Annotated in this window: 17 protein-coding genes; 11 read left to right on the top strand and 6 right to left on the bottom strand. The window is 74.2% G+C overall.

Translation table 11 applies throughout. The features are described 5' to 3' along the window. Positions 1-69 precede the first annotated feature (69 nt). Genes ABD899_RS16520 through ABD899_RS16510 form a run of 3 tightly spaced genes read left to right on the top strand, consistent with a single transcriptional unit; the run spans position 70 to position 2,405 of the window. Complete coding sequence (locus ABD899_RS16520; RefSeq protein WP_345208000.1) at positions 70-336, top strand: hypothetical protein; 267 nt, start codon at positions 70-72, stop codon at positions 334-336. A 9-nt stretch (positions 337-345) separates the two neighbouring features. Continuing rightward, positions 346-1,377, top strand: a complete 1,032-nt coding sequence (locus ABD899_RS16515; protein WP_345207998.1) for a DUF2332 domain-containing protein — start codon at positions 346-348, stop codon at positions 1,375-1,377. Further along, positions 1,377-2,405 carry a serine hydrolase gene (locus tag ABD899_RS16510; protein ID WP_345207996.1) on the top strand — a complete coding sequence of 343 codons (1,029 nt, stop codon included), beginning with the start codon at positions 1,377-1,379 and terminating at the stop codon, positions 2,403-2,405. The genes ABD899_RS16515 and ABD899_RS16510 overlap by 1 nt, the downstream gene beginning before the upstream one ends. Before the next feature lie 90 nt (positions 2,406-2,495). Here ABD899_RS16510 and glpK read toward each other — a convergent pair whose 3' ends face one another. Then, positions 2,496-4,010, bottom strand: coding sequence for a glycerol kinase GlpK (glpK, locus tag ABD899_RS16505; RefSeq protein WP_345207995.1), 1,515 nt, complete (start codon positions 4,008-4,010; stop codon positions 2,496-2,498). Positions 4,011-4,363: 353 nt separating this feature from the next. Between glpK and ABD899_RS16500 the strand changes: the two genes are divergently transcribed. From ABD899_RS16500 to purU, 3 genes are all read left to right on the top strand, one after another. Then, positions 4,364-4,900: a MaoC family dehydratase gene (locus tag ABD899_RS16500; protein ID WP_345207994.1), complete on the top strand. Its 537-nt coding sequence runs from the start codon at positions 4,364-4,366 to the stop codon at positions 4,898-4,900. Between the two features lie 50 nt (positions 4,901-4,950). Then, on the top strand, positions 4,951-5,799 hold the full coding sequence (locus tag ABD899_RS16495) for a PHP domain-containing protein (RefSeq protein WP_345207993.1): 849 nt from the start codon (positions 4,951-4,953) through the stop codon (positions 5,797-5,799). 64 nt (positions 5,800-5,863) lie between these two features. Further along, the gene (gene purU, locus ABD899_RS16490) at positions 5,864-6,736 is read left to right on the top strand and encodes a formyltetrahydrofolate deformylase (RefSeq protein WP_345207992.1); all 873 of its coding nucleotides are present in this window, start codon (positions 5,864-5,866) and stop codon (positions 6,734-6,736) included. A gap of 51 nt (positions 6,737-6,787) precedes the next feature. Here the strand turns inward: purU and ABD899_RS16485 are convergent, their stop codons facing one another. From ABD899_RS16485 to ABD899_RS16475, 3 genes are all read right to left on the bottom strand, one after another. After that, positions 6,788-6,955, bottom strand: coding sequence for a hypothetical protein (locus ABD899_RS16485; RefSeq protein WP_345207991.1), 168 nt, complete (start codon positions 6,953-6,955; stop codon positions 6,788-6,790). Between the two features lie 95 nt (positions 6,956-7,050). Next, positions 7,051-7,491: a hypothetical protein gene (locus tag ABD899_RS16480; RefSeq protein ID WP_345207989.1), complete on the bottom strand. Its 441-nt coding sequence runs from the start codon at positions 7,489-7,491 to the stop codon at positions 7,051-7,053. A gap of 61 nt (positions 7,492-7,552) precedes the next feature. Next, positions 7,553-8,938 (bottom strand): L-serine ammonia-lyase, encoded by a 1,386-nt coding sequence (locus ABD899_RS16475; RefSeq protein ID WP_345207987.1) that lies wholly within the window; start codon positions 8,936-8,938, stop codon positions 7,553-7,555. Positions 8,939-9,019: 81 nt separating this feature from the next. Here ABD899_RS16475 and ABD899_RS16470 point away from each other — a divergent pair, with 81 nt between their 5' ends. Both ABD899_RS16470 and ABD899_RS16465 read left to right on the top strand, forming a co-directional pair. After that, the gene (locus ABD899_RS16470) at positions 9,020-9,913 is read left to right on the top strand and encodes a RecB family exonuclease (protein ID WP_345207985.1); all 894 of its coding nucleotides are present in this window, start codon (positions 9,020-9,022) and stop codon (positions 9,911-9,913) included. Between the two features lie 11 nt (positions 9,914-9,924). Next, a complete protein-coding gene (locus ABD899_RS16465; RefSeq protein WP_345207983.1) occupies positions 9,925-10,473 on the top strand; it encodes a GNAT family N-acetyltransferase in 549 nt (182 codons plus the stop codon). Here the strand turns inward: ABD899_RS16465 and ABD899_RS16460 are convergent. Further along, positions 10,463-10,696 carry a hypothetical protein gene (locus ABD899_RS16460; protein ID WP_345207981.1) on the bottom strand — a complete coding sequence of 78 codons (234 nt, stop codon included), beginning with the start codon at positions 10,694-10,696 and terminating at the stop codon, positions 10,463-10,465. The genes ABD899_RS16465 and ABD899_RS16460 overlap by 11 nt on opposite strands. Before the next feature lie 76 nt (positions 10,697-10,772). On the opposite strand from ABD899_RS16460, the gene ABD899_RS16455 reads away from it, so the two are divergent. The 3 genes from ABD899_RS16455 (at position 10,773) to ABD899_RS16445 (ending at position 13,627) form a co-directional block, all read left to right on the top strand. After that, positions 10,773-11,696 (top strand): LysR family transcriptional regulator, encoded by a 924-nt coding sequence (locus ABD899_RS16455; RefSeq protein ID WP_345207979.1) that lies wholly within the window; start codon positions 10,773-10,775, stop codon positions 11,694-11,696. 43 nt (positions 11,697-11,739) lie between these two features. Next, positions 11,740-12,513, top strand: coding sequence for a ParA family protein (locus ABD899_RS16450; RefSeq protein WP_345207977.1), 774 nt, complete (start codon positions 11,740-11,742; stop codon positions 12,511-12,513). Between the two features lie 61 nt (positions 12,514-12,574). Beyond that, the gene (locus ABD899_RS16445) at positions 12,575-13,627 is read left to right on the top strand and encodes an NAD(P)-dependent alcohol dehydrogenase (RefSeq protein ID WP_345207975.1); all 1,053 of its coding nucleotides are present in this window, start codon (positions 12,575-12,577) and stop codon (positions 13,625-13,627) included. A gap of 45 nt (positions 13,628-13,672) precedes the next feature. On the opposite strand, the gene ABD899_RS16440 is transcribed toward ABD899_RS16445, so the two are convergent. After that, entirely contained in the window at positions 13,673-15,064 is a 1,392-nt protein-coding gene (locus ABD899_RS16440) for an MBL fold metallo-hydrolase RNA specificity domain-containing protein (protein WP_345207973.1), read from the bottom strand. Between the last annotated feature and the right edge of the window lie 128 nt (positions 15,065-15,192).

The following is a 15,192-nucleotide window of genomic DNA, read 5'->3' as shown; positions in this document are numbered from 1 at the left end:
GGACGGATGGGTCGGCACAGTGCTCCTCGTCGCCCCGGGCCGGTCGTCGCGCTCGGTGCGGTGGCCGTCGTGAGCACCACGGTCCCCGTCCGGGTCGCGCCGACGCCGAGCCCGTCGGCGACGTCGACGCCCGTCGTCGTCGGGGTCCCGCAGCCCTCGCCGGCGCTCCCCGACCCGCCGCCCTCGCGCGCGCCGGAGCCCGCCCCGACGAGTGCGCCGACGAGTGCTCCGGCGCCCGTCGTGACGCCCGAGGTGGCCCCGACGCCCGATCCGACGCGCACCCGCCCGGGCAAGGGTGTCGTGCCGACGCCCCGGCCGACGAAGTCGCCGAAGTAGCCTGCCCCCATGGGCGCGCACGAGGGCACGACGCTGGCCCACCGGCTCCGCGCCCACTTCGGCGACGCGGACCACCTCTACGCCTCCCTGCTCGCCGGGATGGCCGACGACTGGGAGGTCGGCGGCGTGACCCGCGAGGTGTTCGAGGGCTGGGAGGACGCCCCACCCCAGCAGCTGCCCCAGCTGCGGCTGCTCGCCGGGCTCTTCCGGATCGTGCTGCGCGGTGACGCACCCCAGCTCGAGGGCTACTACCCGGCCCTCGGGGGCGACCTCGACCACCACGAGGCCTGGGCCGCGGTGCGCCCGGTGCTCGCGGCCCACGTCGAGGAGCTCCACGAGGCCCTGCGCGACGCGCCCCAGACCAACGAGCCGGCCCGCTCCGTGGCGCTGCTCGTCGGGCTGTCCGAGGCGATCGCGCGCACCGGCCTGCGGCGGGTGCGGCTCCTCGAACCCGGTGCGTCCGGTGGGCTCGGCCTGCTCGTCGACCGCTACCGCTTCGTCGGTGACGGCTGGGCTGCTGGGCCCGATGACTCGCCACTCGTCGTCGAAGGCTGTGGCGCCGCAGGCTTCGAACCGGTCGCGTTCGACGTCGTCGACCGCAGGGGCTGCGACGTCGCCCCCGTCGACCTGTCGAGCGAGGCGGGCCGCGCCTACCTCACCTCCTTCGTCTGGCCGTGGCAGGTCGACCGGCACGCGCGCCTCGCCGCGGCGATCGAGGTCGCCCGGGCGCACCCGGTCGTCGTCGACCGCGCCCCGGCGTCGCAGTGGGTGGCCGAGCGGCTCGCCGGCCCGGCCGAGCCCGGTGTGCTCACCGTCGTGTGGCACTCGGTGACCCGGCTCTACTGGCCCGCCGACGAGACCGCGGCGATGCAGGCCGCGGTCGACGAGGCCAGGTCACGGATGCCGGTCGCGCACGTCGCGCTCGAGCACGACTGGTCCTCGGCCGGCGGAGGGGTCGACCCGGGGCTGCCGTCGATCGAGCTCGACGGGGAGGTGCTGGGCGTCGGGGACCACCACGGGCCGCCCGTACGCTTGTCCTGATGAGCGAGCCGCTGCGCCCCCACGACCCACGCCGGGTCGACGTGCGGCGTACCCGCGGGCCATCACCTGAGGTCATCGCCCGACGCCGCCTCGTGGTCGGCGGTGGAACCGTGCTGGGTCTGGGGGTGCTCGGTCTGGGGGTGCGTGAGCTCGTCGCCGGCGATGCCGCAGCCTCGCCGGCGGCGGCGACCATAGTGGCGTCGAGCCGGTCCACCGCCGCAGCCGGTTCCGGGCCGCCCACGGCATCCCCCACTGCGAGCCCGTCCGTCGCGGCAGGGAGCCCGTCCGTCGCGGCAGGCGTGGCACCGACGGTGGTCGAGGCCCCCCGGCTCGCCGGCAGGCTCGAGGACTACCTGTCCGGTCGCAGCGGACGCCTCGGCCTCGAGCTCGTCGACCTTCGCCGGGGCCAGGCCTTCCGCCACGAGGCGACCGAGGGCTTCTGCTACAGCACCATCAAGGTGCTCGTCCTCACGACCGTGCTCCGGCAGGCCCAGGAGGCGAAGGTCGACCTCACGAGGAAGCAGCGGGCCCTCGCGGAGCGGATGATCACCCGCAGCGACAACGCGGCCACCGAGACGTTGCTCGCCCAGGTGGGCCGCGACGAGGTGCGGCGGGTCGCGGGGCTCGTCGGGATGGACCGCACCGAGATCGACGAGGGCTGGTGGGGGCACTGGCGCACGGTGCCGGGGGACCTCAACGCGATGGTCCTCGCCCTGCTCTCGGGCGACGACGTGCTCGACGGCGCCCGTCGCACCGTCGCACGCTTCCTCATGGCCGACGTCGTGGCCGAGCAGCGGTGGGGGGTCTTCGCGCCCGAGTCGCGCGGGGTGCACGTCGCCGCGAAGAACGGGTGGGGCCCGCTGCCCGACGGTTACCGGCTCAACTCGACCGGCTGGGTGATCGCCGACGACCGCGAGTACGTCCTCAGCATCCTGTCGCGGAGCACCGCCGGTTTCAGCCATGGTCGCCGCACGGTCAACGAGGTCGCCGACATCTGCCACGCCGCGATGGCCGACGGCTTGTCCTGAGCCCGGCGGCGCGCGTCACCGCCTGGTGGGTGCTCCTGCCGCACTGACTGCGCCTGCCGGCCACCCGGCATCCGGGCGGTGCAGCCGGACCTACTCGACGTCGACCCAACCCAGGGTGCGCTCGACGGCCTTGCGCCAGCCGGCGTACCCGTCGCGCCGCTGGGCGTCGTTCCACCGCGGCTGCCACCGCTCCGCCTCGGCCCAGTTGGCCCGCAGCTCGTCGGTGCCGGACCAGTAGCCCGTGGCGAGGCCGGCGGCGTACGCCGCGCCGAGGGCCGTCGTCTCGGGGACGACCGGCTTGGACACGGGGACGCCGAGGATGTCGGCCTGCAGCTGCATGCACAGCCGGTTCGCGGTGATGCCGCCGTCGACCTTGAGCGTCGTGAGGGCCACGCCGGAGTCGGCCGCCATCGCGTCGACGACGTCGCGCGACTGGTAGCAGATGGCCTCGAGGGTCGCGCGGGCCAGGTGGGCGTTGGTGTTGAAGCGCGACAGCCCGACGATCGCCCCGCGCGCGTCGCTGCGCCAGTAGGGGGCGAACAGGCCGCTGAACGCGGGGACGAAGTAGACCCCACCGGTGTCGTCGACCGAGGCCGCGAGGGCCTCGACCTCGGACGCGCCGGAGATGATGCCGAGCTGGTCGCGCAGCCACTGCACCGCGCTGCCCGTGACGGCGATCGAGCCCTCGAGGGCGTAGACGGGCGCGGCGTCGCCGAAGCGGTACGCGACCGTCGTGAGGAGGCCGTTGCGGCTGCGGACGAGCTCCTCGCCGGTGTTGAGGAGGAGGAAGTTCCCGGTGCCGTAGGTGTTCTTCGCCTCGCCGGGCTCGAAGCAGACCTGCCCGACCGTCGCCGCCTGCTGGTCGCCGAGGACGCCGGTGATCGGCACGGCACTGCTGCCGCGACCGCCCGCCGTCTCGCCGAAGGCGGTGCGGTGGCTGCTGCTGTGGATGCTCGGGAGCATCTGCCGGGGGATGCCGAAGAAGCCGAGCAGCTCGTCGTCCCAGTCCAGGCTCGTGAGGTCCATGAGCATCGTGCGGCTCGCGTTCGTCACGTCCGTCGCGTGGATGCCGCCGTCCGGGCCGCCGGTGAGGTTCCAGACGACCCACGTGTCGGGCGTGCCGAAGAGGGCGTCGCCGCGCTCGGCCGCCGCGCGCAGCCCGTCGACGTGCTCGAGCAGCCACTGGACCTTGCCCGCGGAGAAGTACGTCGCGGGGGGCAGGCCGGCCTTGTGCCGGATGACGTCACCGCGACCGTCGGCGTCGAGCGCCTTGGCGATCGAGTCGGTGCGGGTGTCCTGCCACACGACGGCGTTGTGGAACGGTCGGCCGGTGCGGCGGTCCCAGACGACCGCCGTCTCCCGCTGGTTCGTGACCCCGATGGCGGCCAGGTCGGACGTCGCGAGGCCCGCGGTCGTCAGTGCGCTGCCGATGACGGTCCGGGTGCGGTCCCAGATCTCGAGGGGGTTGTGCTCGACCCAGCCGGCGCGCGGGAGCACCTGCTCGTGCTCGAGCTGGTGGCTCGCGACGGGGCGTCCGTCGTGGTCGAAGACGATGAACCGCGTGCTCGTCGTGCCCTGGTCGACCGCTCCGATGAAGTCACCCATGGTCAGCAGGGTAGGGGGCGTCCCCCTCGGGCCGGCCGGCACCCGGCCGCGCCACGGCATCCGGCGCTCGGACCCACTCACCCGCGGCCCCGAGCCACGTCACCCGCGGCCCCGAGCATCCGGCATCCGGCAGTTCGCGTACCCACCGACAGGCAGTGGAGGCGTCGGGCGCGCCCGGTGAGCACGGCCGCCGACGCGAATCGGCTGCACTGCCTGTCTGCAGTGACCTCCCACGCGTCCCGCCCCCGCGGCGTGGCGGGCAAGCGTGAGGAAGGGCACGCGCCATCCCCCTGCCGGATGCCGGGCACTCGCGCGAGGATGGGCGCCTCACGTCGAGCGAATGGAGTCAACCGGTGCAGTTCGGGCGCAGCTACGAGGAGTTCGAGGTCGGTGCGACGTACAAGCACTGGCCGGGGAAGACGGTCACCGAGTACGACGACCACCTGTTCTGCCTGCTCACGATGAACCACCACCCCCTGCACCTCGACACGCACTACGCGCAGGAGACGACCCAGTTCGGGCAGAACGTCGTCGTCGGCAACTACGTCTACTCGATCCTGCTCGGCATGAGCGTCCCCGACATCAGCGGCAAGGCCATCGCCAACCTCGAGATCGAGAGCCTGCGCCACGTCGCCCCGACCTTCCACGGAGACACCCTCTACGGCGAGACGACGGTGCTCGACAAGTGGGAGAGCACGAGCAAGGACGACCGGGGCGTCGTGCACGTCGAGACGATCGGCTACAACCAGGACGGCAAGGTCGTGTGCATCTTCCGCCGCAAGGTCATGGTGCCCAAGGAGAACTACCTCGAGGCCCGCGGCGGCGAGCAGCCCGGGCGGCCGACGCCCGTGCCCGACCGCTCCTGGCCCGGCCCGGCGACCGCGGGCTGAGCGCACCCGTCGACGCGGGTCCGCCGCCGCACGGCCACTACGCTGCACGCGTGGTCATCGACCTCCACACCCACTCCACGGCGAGTGACGGCACCGAGCCCCCTGGCGTGGTCGTCGCGCAGGCCGCCGCGGCGGGGCTCGACGTCGTCGCGCTCACCGACCACGACACGACCGGGGGCTGGGACGAGGCGGCCGACTCGGCCCGCCGGCACGGCATCACCCTCGTCCGCGGCATCGAGGTGTCGTGCAGCCGCCGGGGGCAGAGCGTGCACCTGCTCGCCTACCTCCCCGACCCCGCGCACCCCGGGCTCGTCGCCGAGCTGGAGCACGCCCGGAGGAGCCGCGACACCCGCCTCGAGCGGATCGTGGCCAAGCTCGCGGCGGCCGGCGTCGACGTGACGATCGAGGCCGTGCGGGCCGAGGTCGAGGACGGGGCCACCGCCGGCCGGCCGCACATCGCCGACGCACTGGTGCGCGCCGGGCACGTGGCCGACCGCGACGAGGCCTTCGCCCGGTGGCTCGGCAACGACCGCCCGTACTACGTCGCCCACTACGCGCCCGACCCGGTCGACGCCGTGCGGCTCGTCCGCGACGCGGGCGGGGTGCCGGTCATCGCCCACCCGAGGTCGGTCGACCGCGGCCGCGTCGTGTCCGACGCCCTCGTCGAGGAGATGACCGCCGCCGGCCTGGCCGGGCTCGAGGTGCACCACCGCGACCACGGCCCGGATGCCGTGCACCACCTCACCGGCCTCGCCCGGTCGCTCGGCCTGCTCGTCACCGGCTCGAGCGACTACCACGGCGACGGCAAGGCCAACCGGCTCGGCGAACGCACGACCGCACCCGAGGTGCTCGAGGCCATCGAGGCCCTCGCTTCGGGCAGCGGGGTCGTGCGCGCGTGACCTCGGTCGCCGCCGCCCTCCAGGCCGGGTGGATCGGGGGCGGTCGCCCCCGTACGGTGGCGGGGTGCCCGACACCACGACCGTCCCCACCGACAACGTGCTCATCCTCTCCTGCCCCGACCAGCGCGGCATCGTCGCGACGGTGACCGCGCTGCTGTTCGAGCACGGCGCGAACATCGAGGAGAGCCAGCAGTTCGACGACGTGCGCACCGACCAGTTCTTCATGCGCATCCGCTTCTCGGTGGAGATCGGGGGGCCGCGCACCGAGCGCTGGCGCGAGCTCTTCGAGCCGGTCGCGACCGCGTACGGCATGGACTGGTCGATCCGCGACGCCACGACCCCCTACCGGGCGCTGCTCATGGTGAGCCGCTTCGGCCACTGCCTCAACGACCTGCTCTTCCGCTGGCGCTCGGGCGCGCTCACCATGGACGTCCCCGCGGTCGTGTCGAACCACCCCGACCTCGAGCCGCTCGTCGCGTCGTACGGCATCCCCTTCCACCACGTGCCGGTGACGCCCGACACCAAGGCCGGCGCAGAGGCCCGGCTGCGCGAGATCGTGGCCGAGCACGACGTCGACCTCGTCGTGCTCGCGCGCTACATGCAGGTGCTGTCCGACGACCTCAGCCGCGACCTGTCGGGCCGGGTCATCAACATCCACCACTCGTTCCTGCCCTCGTTCAAGGGCGCCAAGCCCTACCACCAGGCGTTCGCGCGCGGGGTCAAGCTCGTCGGGGCGACGGCGCACTACGTCACGGCCGACCTCGACGAGGGGCCGATCATCGAGCAGGACGTCGTGCGGGTCGACCACCGGATGGCGCCCGAGCACCTCGTGCGCGCGGGCGAGGAGGTCGAGTCCCGGGTGCTCGCACGGGCGGTGCGGTGGCACTGCGAGTCACGGGTGCTGCTCAACGGCGACCGCACGGTCGTCTTCAGCTGAGCGCGGCTCGTCGCGGGCCCGGACGCTCCGGCCCGAGGGTCGACGCACCCGTCACACGTGGCGGTGCGGCAGGTGCGGGTGCGGCAGGTGCAGGTGGGGGAGGTGGAACCGGACCTGCGGCAGGTGCAGCCGGCGGAGGGCGCGGGGCGCACGGGGTGCGCGCTCGCGGCGCTCGAGCGACGTCGGGGTCAGGGATGCGGCGATGCCGGGCGTGATCATGTGCATACCCACGAGGAGGGACCCGGGCGCCGCCTGATACGTCGGGTCGCACGGCCGTGGCGGCCGGCGCGCCGGCGTGCCCCCGGCATCCGACGTCAGGACCCCGCGCTCGACTCCGGCGTCGCGGCGTGGCCGGGACGCCCGTGGGTGCGCCGCTCCTGCTTCATCTCCGCCTCGTACACGTGCCGCCTGCCGCCGAGGAGCTCGTCGCGGGCGCGCCGCTCGTGCTCCCGGAAGGCACCGTAGTAGCCGTCGTCGTACTCCTCGACGACCTGGAAGGACCACCGCCCGGCGAGGACGTTGCGCCCCACGAGGTCGGTCTCGAGCCGGTCGGCCAGCTCGTCGTGGCCGGCCTCCCGCAGCAGGTCGACCGCCTCGCCGAGGGCGAGGTCGGCCATCCCGCACCGGCGGTGGAAGCCGTACAGCAGCCCGCGGGCCTCCTCGACGACCTCGAGCGCCTCGGACAGCTTGCCGAGCGCAGCGACGGTCGTGTCGCTCGCGCCGGGGGGACGGGTGTGGGCGTCGTCGACGGACATGGCACCACGGTAGGCCGCGGATGCCGTGCCACGGCACCCTGCGGACCGTCGTGGGGCCGCGTCAGCACTCGATGACGTTGACGGCGAGCCCGCCCCGCGAGGTCTCCTTGTACTTGACCTTCATGTCGCGACCGGTGTCGCGCATCGTGCGGATCGCCTTGTCGAGCGAGACGACCTGCCGGCCGGTGCCGCGGAGGGCGATCCGGGCCGCGGTGATGGCCTTGACGGAGGCGACGGCGTTGCGCTCGATGCACGGGATCTGCACGAGCCCCCCGACCGGGTCGCAGGTGAGGCCGAGGTTGTGCTCGATGCCGATCTCGGCGGCGTTCTCGGCCTGGTCGGGGGTGCCGCCGAGCACCTCGGCGAGGGCCCCGGCCGCCATCGAGCACGCCGAGCCGACCTCGCCCTGGCAGCCGACCTCGGCCCCGGAGATCGACGCGTTCTCCTTGTAGAGGCTGCCGATGGCGGCGGCGGTGAGGAGGAAGCGCACGACGCCGTCGTCGTCGGCGCCGGGCACGAAGCGCGTGTAGTAGTGCAGCACCGCGGGGATGATGCCGGCCGCGCCGTTCGTCGGCGCCGTGACCATCCGCCCGCCGGAGGCGTTCTCCTCGTTGACCGCGAGGGCGTACAGGGTGACCCAGTCCATCGCCGCGAGGGGGTCGCCCGAGTGCTCCGTGCGCAGCTGGCGGGCCAGGCGCGGCGCGCGGCGCTGCACCTTGAGCCCACCCGGCAGCACCCCTTCGGACCGGCACCCGGCGTCGACGCACTCCTGCATGACCTGCCACAGGTGGAGCAGCCCCTCGCGGACCTCGGCCTCGGTGCGCCACGACAGCTCGTTGGCCATCATGACGCCGCTGATCGGCAGCCCCGACTCCGCGCAGCGGGCGAGCAGCTCGTCGCCGGTGGTGAACGGGAAGCGCACCGGGGTGCGGTCGGGGACGATGACGTTCTCGCCGACCTCGTCCTCGTCGAGGACGAAGCCACCGCCGACGGAGTAGTAGTCGCGCTCGCGCAGCGGTCGCTCGTCCGCGGCCGGGTCGGCGGACGCGAACGCCGTGAAGCGCATGCCGTTGGCGTGGAAGGGCAGGGTGGCCCGGCGGTGCAGCACGACGTCCGTGTCGACCGCGCAGCGCACCTCGTGGGCGCCCGCGAGCCGGAGGATGCCGGTCGCCCGCACCTCCTCCAGCCGGGGGTCGGCCCGGCGCGGGTCGGTGGTCTCGGGTGCCTCTCCCTCGAGGCCGAGCACGACGGCCTTGACCGACCCGTGGCCGTGGCCGGTGGCCCCGAGCGAGCCGAACAGCTCGGCGCGCACGCGACCGACGCGGTCGAGGAGCCCGTCGGCGTGCAGACCCTGCGCGAAGGTGCGCGCCGCCCGCATCGGACCGACGGTGTGCGAGCTGGAGGGGCCGATGCCCACGGAGAAGAGGTCGAACGCGCTGATGGCCATGTCACGCACAGTGTGTCAGGTCGACCCGTCGTCCGGGGGCGACGGCGCGGTGCCGTCGGCGGCAGGGGCTACCGTCGGGGCATGAGCACGCAGGCGGAGCAGAGGGCCCTTCCCGGCATGCCCGCGCCGCTGTACCCCGCGAGCCCGAGCCGGCTGCTCGCCTACCTCGACTGCCCCCGCCGCTACCGCCTCCAGTACCTCGACCGGCCCGCGCCCGAGCGCCGCCGGCAGCGGGCGCACACCTCCCTCGGCACCGCCGTGCACCACGCCCTGCGCGACTGGTGGGACCTCCCGGTCCGCACCCCCGAGGCCGGTGCCGGCCTCGTCGACCGCGCGTGGATCGACGTCGGCTTCCGCGACGGCGAGCAGTCGCGCGAGTGGCGCGAGCGGATGCGGCGCGCCGTCACGGCCTACCTGGGGTCGCTCGACCCGCAGAGCCAGCCGCTCGGCATCGAGCGCACGGTGTCCTTCGTCAGCGGTGACCTGCGGGTCAGCGGTCGCGTCGACCGGCTCGACGAGCGCGACGGCGAGCTCGTCGTCGTCGACTACAAGACCTCGCGGGTCCCACCCACCGACGACGACGCGCGCACCTCGCTGCCCCTGGCCCTGTACGCCGCGGCCGTGTGGAAGATGTTCCGGCGCCGCACGCTGCGCGTCGAGCTGCACCACGTCCCGAGCGGGGCGGTCGCCGTCCACGAGCACAGCCCCGAGTCGCTGACCCGCAAGGTCGAGCAGGCCCGGTCGATCGCCCGCGACGCGCGGCGCGCCGACCTCGACTTCGGCGAGCAGGGGGGGCGGAGCACGATGTTCCCCCCGCGACCGGGGCCGCTGTGCGGGTGGTGCGACCTGCGCGCGCACTGCGCCGAGGGGCAGGCGGCGGGGCCCGAGAAGTCGGACTGGGCCGCCCTCGACGAGGCGGCGCCGGCGGGGGTCGGGTCGAGCGCCTCGACGCCTGACGGGGTCGGTCCCCGGTGACGGGGCCGCCCGTGCGGCGCACCGAACGGCTCGTGCTGCGGCAGTGGGGGGAGGCGGACCGTGAGCCGTTCGCGGCGATGAATGCCGACCCCGAGGTCATGGAGCACCTGCCGCAGCCGCTCGACCGGGCGGCATCCGACGCGATGCTCGACCGGCTGCGCGCCACGATCGAGGAGCAGGGCTGGGGACCGTGGGCCGTGGAGCACGCAGCGACGCGAGAGCTCATCGGCTTCACCGGCCTGGCCGTGCCGCGGCACCCGCTGCCGTTCCAGCCGTGCGTGGAGGTGGGCTGGCGCCTGGCCCGGGCGGCGTGGGGCCACGGGTTCGCCACCGAGGCGGCCCGCGAGGCGCTGCGGGTGGCCTTCGACGAGCTCGGCCTCGGGGAGGTCGTGTCGTTCACGGTGACGGGCAACGTGCGGTCGCGGGCCGTCATGGAGCGGATCGGCATGACGCGCGACCCGGCCGGCGACTTCGACCACCCGGCGTTGCCGGTCGGTCACCCGCAGCGGCGGCACGTGCTGTACCGCGTGCGTCCGCCCGCCGGGGGCGTCAGGCGCTGACGGTGCGACGCTGGTGGTAGGCGCGCAGGTTCTCCATGAGGATGCCGCGGATCATCTCCGCCTCCGGGGTGTCCTGCGCGTCGACGCTCGCGAGCAGGTCGTCGATCTCGTGCGGGGTGCGGTAGTGCGCCAGGTCGGCGCGCAGGGTGTTGAGGGCGGCACGCGCCTCACGGCGCTCGCGCAGCTCGTCCTTGACGGTGGTCCACAGGGTTGAGGTGGTCATGACTCCAGTGTCATTGGGCGCCATCCCATGCGTCCAATGTAATCGGCACATAGAAACTATGCGGTAGTGTCATGGGATGGACACGGATGCGCTCCGCTGGTTCCAGCTCGTCGCGGACGGCTACACGGTCACGGAGGTGAGCGACGTCTTCGGGGTGAGCCAGCCCGGTGTCTCACGCGCCCTGGCGCGCCTCGAGCGGGAGGTGGGCACTGCGCTGCTGCGGCGCTCCGGGCGGGTGCTGCGGATGACGCACGCGGGGGCGGCGTTCAAGCGCCACGTCGACTCACTCGTCAACGACCTCGACGACGGGCTCGCCGCGGTGAGCGAGCTCGTCGACCCGGAGTCCGGCGTCGTGACGCTCGCCTTCCCCCTGAGCCTCGGGTCGTGGCTCGTGCCCCGGCTCATCCATGCCTTCCGCCGGGACCACCCGCGGGTGCGGGTCGTGCTGCAACGCACCGCCGTGGGAGAGAGCGGCCGGGTCTCCCCCCTGCTCGCCACCCGGGCCGCCGACGTCGAGCTGACGACCCACCGGGTCAGTGGCCCCGACGTCGAGTGGCGCCGGGTGCTCGTCGAGCCGCTCGTCCTCGCCGTACCCACGACCCATGCCCTCGCCACGGGGGACGCCGTGTCGCTCGCCGAGGTCGCCGACGAGCCGTTCGTCATCCGGCGGGCGCCCTCGGGGATGCGCGCGCAGACGCTCGCCCTCTGCACCGCCGCGGGGTTCGAGCCCCTCATCGACTTCGAGGCCGACGACGTGGCCACCGTGCGCGGCCTCGTCGCCGCCGGGCTCGGCGTGGCGGTCGTGCCCGCCATGGGCCTCCCGGCGCCGACGACCTTCGCGGGCATCCGGCTGCTCCCGCTGACCGACGCCGACGCCCGGCGCGAGGTCGGCCTCGCCTGGGTCGCGGGCCGTGCGCTCCTGCCCTCGGCGCAGGCGTTCCGGCGGTTCGTCCTCGCCGACGCGGCCCGGGGCCGGCCCGACCGGGCACGCCCCGGGTGACAGAATCGGCAGCACTCCCGCGGACCCCTCGAAAGGCCCCCTGATGGCGCCCAAGCGCAAGGCCACGATCATCGCCCTCGCGAACCAGAAGGGCGGGGTCGCCAAGACGACGTCGGTCGCGTCGCTCGGTGCGGCGTTCGCCGAGCAGGGTCGACGGGTGCTGCTCGTCGACCTCGACCCGCAGGCCTGCCTCACCTTCAGCCTCGGGGTCGACCCCGACACCGTCGAGGCGTCGGTCAACGACGTGCTCGTCGGCGGCGCCGAGCTGCGCGACGTCGTCGTCTCCTGCGACGAGGGCGTCGACCTCGTGCCGAGCACGATCGACCTCGCCGGCGCCGAGGCGGTCCTGCTCTCGAGGCCGGCCCGCGAGTACACCCTGCAGGGGGCCCTCGACGGGGTGCGCCGCGACTACGACATCGTCCTGCTCGACTGCGCGCCGAGCCTCGGGGTGCTCACCCTCAACGCCCTCACCGCGGCGCACGCCCTCGTCATCCCGATGCCCTGCGAGATGCTGAGCCACCGCGGCGTCGGGCAGCTCCTCGACACGGTGCGCGACGTCAAGCGGATCCTCAACAAGAAGCTGCGCGTCCTCGGCATCCTGCCGACCCTCTACGACGGGCGGAGCCTGCACGCGCGCGAGGTCCTCGAGGACGTCGGGGACCGCTACGACCTCCCGGTGCTCTCGCCGCCGATCCCCAAGACCGTGCGCTTCGCCGAGGCCCCGGCCGTCGGCCGGTCCATCCTGTCGACGGCCCGCAGGTCCAAGGGGGCGGCTGCGTACCGCGAGGTCGCCGCGACGCTGCTCGCCGGGCTCTGAGCCGACCCGGGGTCCCGGGACGGGCTTCGAGGGCGGCGCTCGACCGGCATACAGTGAGGGAATGCCGACCACGACCCCCGCACTCATCGCCGACTCCGCGACCTCCGGCTTCCGCCAGGGCACCATCGAGCGTCGTGACCTGCGCCCCGACGACGTCCGCATCGCCATCGCCTACGCGGGGATCTGCCACTCCGACATCCACACCGTCCGCGAGGAGTGGGGTCCCGCCCACTTCCCGCTCACGGTGGGCCACGAGATCGCCGGCACGGTCGTCGCCGTCGGTGACGAGGTCACCCGCCATGCCGTCGGCGACCGGGTCGGCGTCGGCTGCCTCGTCGACGCGTGCGGCGAGTGCGAGCCGTGCAAGGACGGCATGGAGCAGTTCTGCACCAAGCCGTCGGTCGGCACGTACAACTCGCAGGGCTACGACGGCGAGTGGACGATGGGCGGCTACGCCCGGGAGGTCGTCGTCAGCGAGCGGATGGTGCTGCGCATCCCGGACGCCCTCGAGCTCGACGTCGCGGCGCCGCTGCTGTGCGCGGGCATCACGACGTACTCACCGCTGCGCCGCTGGGGCGCCGGCACCGGGCGCTCCGTCGCGGTCGTCGGGGTGGGGGGCCTGGGCCACATGGGGGTCAAGATCGGCGCCGCGCTCGGGGCCACCGTCACGACGATCTCGCGCAGCACGGCCAAGGCCGACGACGCCCTCGCCCTCGGCGCGAGCGCGCACATCGCCTCCTCCGACCGCGCCGCGATGCGGACCGCCCGCGGCTCGTTCGACATCGTCCTCAACACGGTGAGCGCCGACATCCCGATCGAGGACTACGTGCGCCTGCTCAAGCCGGGCGGCGTCGTCGTCAACGTCGGCCTGCCCATGCAGCCCTACTCGGTGCGCCCGGGCGCCCTCATCGGCGGCAACAAGGCGGTCGCCGGCTCGCAGATCGGCGGGATCGCGGAGACCCAGGAGATGCTCGACTTCTGCGCCGAGCACGGCCTCGGGGCGACGATCGAGGTCGTCGACGCCGCCGACGTCGACGCGGTGTGGGACCGCGTCGTCGAGGGCGACGTGCGCTACCGCGCCGTCATCGACACGAGCACCCTGACCGGCGGCTGACGGGCGCCGGCGCCTCGCACCGGTGTCCGCGTCCGCAGCCACCGGTCAGTCGAGCCGCACCCGCTCCCCGAAGCGCGGGACGACGGCGAGCCAGCCGAGCTCGTCGGTGACGCGGTCGGCGAGGGCCCGGGCCGCCTGTGGCTCCCCGTGCACGGCGTAGACCGCGCGCGGCGGGGACGGGCAGCGGGAGAGCCACTCGAGGACCTCGTCGGCGTCGGCGTGCACCGAGAACTCGGGGTCGTTGACGACCTCGGCCCGCACCGGCACGTACCGGCCGTGCATCTTGACCTCGCGCGCCCCCTCGAGCAGGGCGCGACCGCGGGTGCCGACCGCCTGGTAGCCGGTGAGCACGACGCAGTTCCTCGCGTCGCCGAGCTGGTGGGCGAGGTGGTGCACGACCCGGCCCCCGGTCGCCATCCCCGAGGCGGAGATGATGACGCACGGCTGCCGGGGGGTGTTGAGGGCCACGGACTCGTCCGCGCTCCGCACGATGCGCAGGTCGGGCACCCCGAAGGTCTCGACGTCCCACCCCGGGGGCAGCAGCCTCGGGTCGACCCCGGCGAGGGCCCGGCGGTAGACGTCGAGGGCTCGCAGCGCCATCGGGCTGTCGAGGTGGACGGGCACGGTCGGGACGGCCCCGCTCGTCATGAGCTCGCCCACGCGGAGCAGGACGAGCTCGGTGCGGTCGATCGCGAAGGCGGGCACGAGCACGCTGCCACCGCGCGCCACGGTGCGCCGGATCGCGTCGGCGAGCACGTCGTCGGCCGGGCCGCCCGGCGGTGCGGGGTGGGTGCGGTCGCCGTACGTCGACTCCACGACGACGACGTCGGCCTCCGGCGGGTTCTCCCGCCTGGGGACGAGGGGGTGGCCCGGGCGGCCGAGGTCCCCGCTGAACAGCGCGCGCGACCCGGCGGCGTCGACGAGCACACTCGTCGCACCGAGGATGTGCCCGGCCGAGCGAAGCGTCACGAGGGAGTCCTCGGTCAGCGGGACGTCGTCGTGCAGCGGGACCGGCCGCAGGAGGGGCAGGGTGCGCTCGACGTCGCGCTCGTCGTAGAGCGGCAGGGCCGGGTCGTGCTTCGAGAAGCCGGCCTCCGTGGCGTAGGCCGCGTCCTCCTCCTGGAGCCGGGCGCTGTCGCGGAGCACGATCGCGGCGAGCTCGGCCGTCTCGGCCGTGCACAGCACCGGCGCGTCGAGCCCGTCGCGGACGAGGCGGGGGAGGTAGCCGCAGTGGTCGAGGTGCGCGTGGGTGAGCACGACCCCGTCGAGGGTGCGCGGGTCGACCGCGAACTCCTCCCAGTTGCGCTGCCGCAGCTCGCGGGGCCCCTGGTAGAGCCCGGCGTCGACGAGGATGCGGGAGGCGTCGGTCTCGACGAGGAAGCGGCTCCCGGTGACCGTGCCGGCAGCCCCCCAGAACGTCAGCGTGGGTTGGGTCACGGCTCCGATTGTCGTCCGGCCCCGGCCCCGCGGACAGCGGCGCGCGGCGACGCCTTCCTCACACCGCCGGCCACGCCGGCCACGCCCGACCGCCGACCGCCGACCGCTGGCCGTCGACGACCGCGCCG

Source organism: Fodinibacter luteus (assembly GCF_039541575.1).
GTDB lineage: Bacteria > Actinomycetota > Actinomycetes > Actinomycetales > Dermatophilaceae > Fodinibacter > Fodinibacter luteus.
This window is presented reverse-complemented; position numbering and strand designations above follow the sequence as displayed.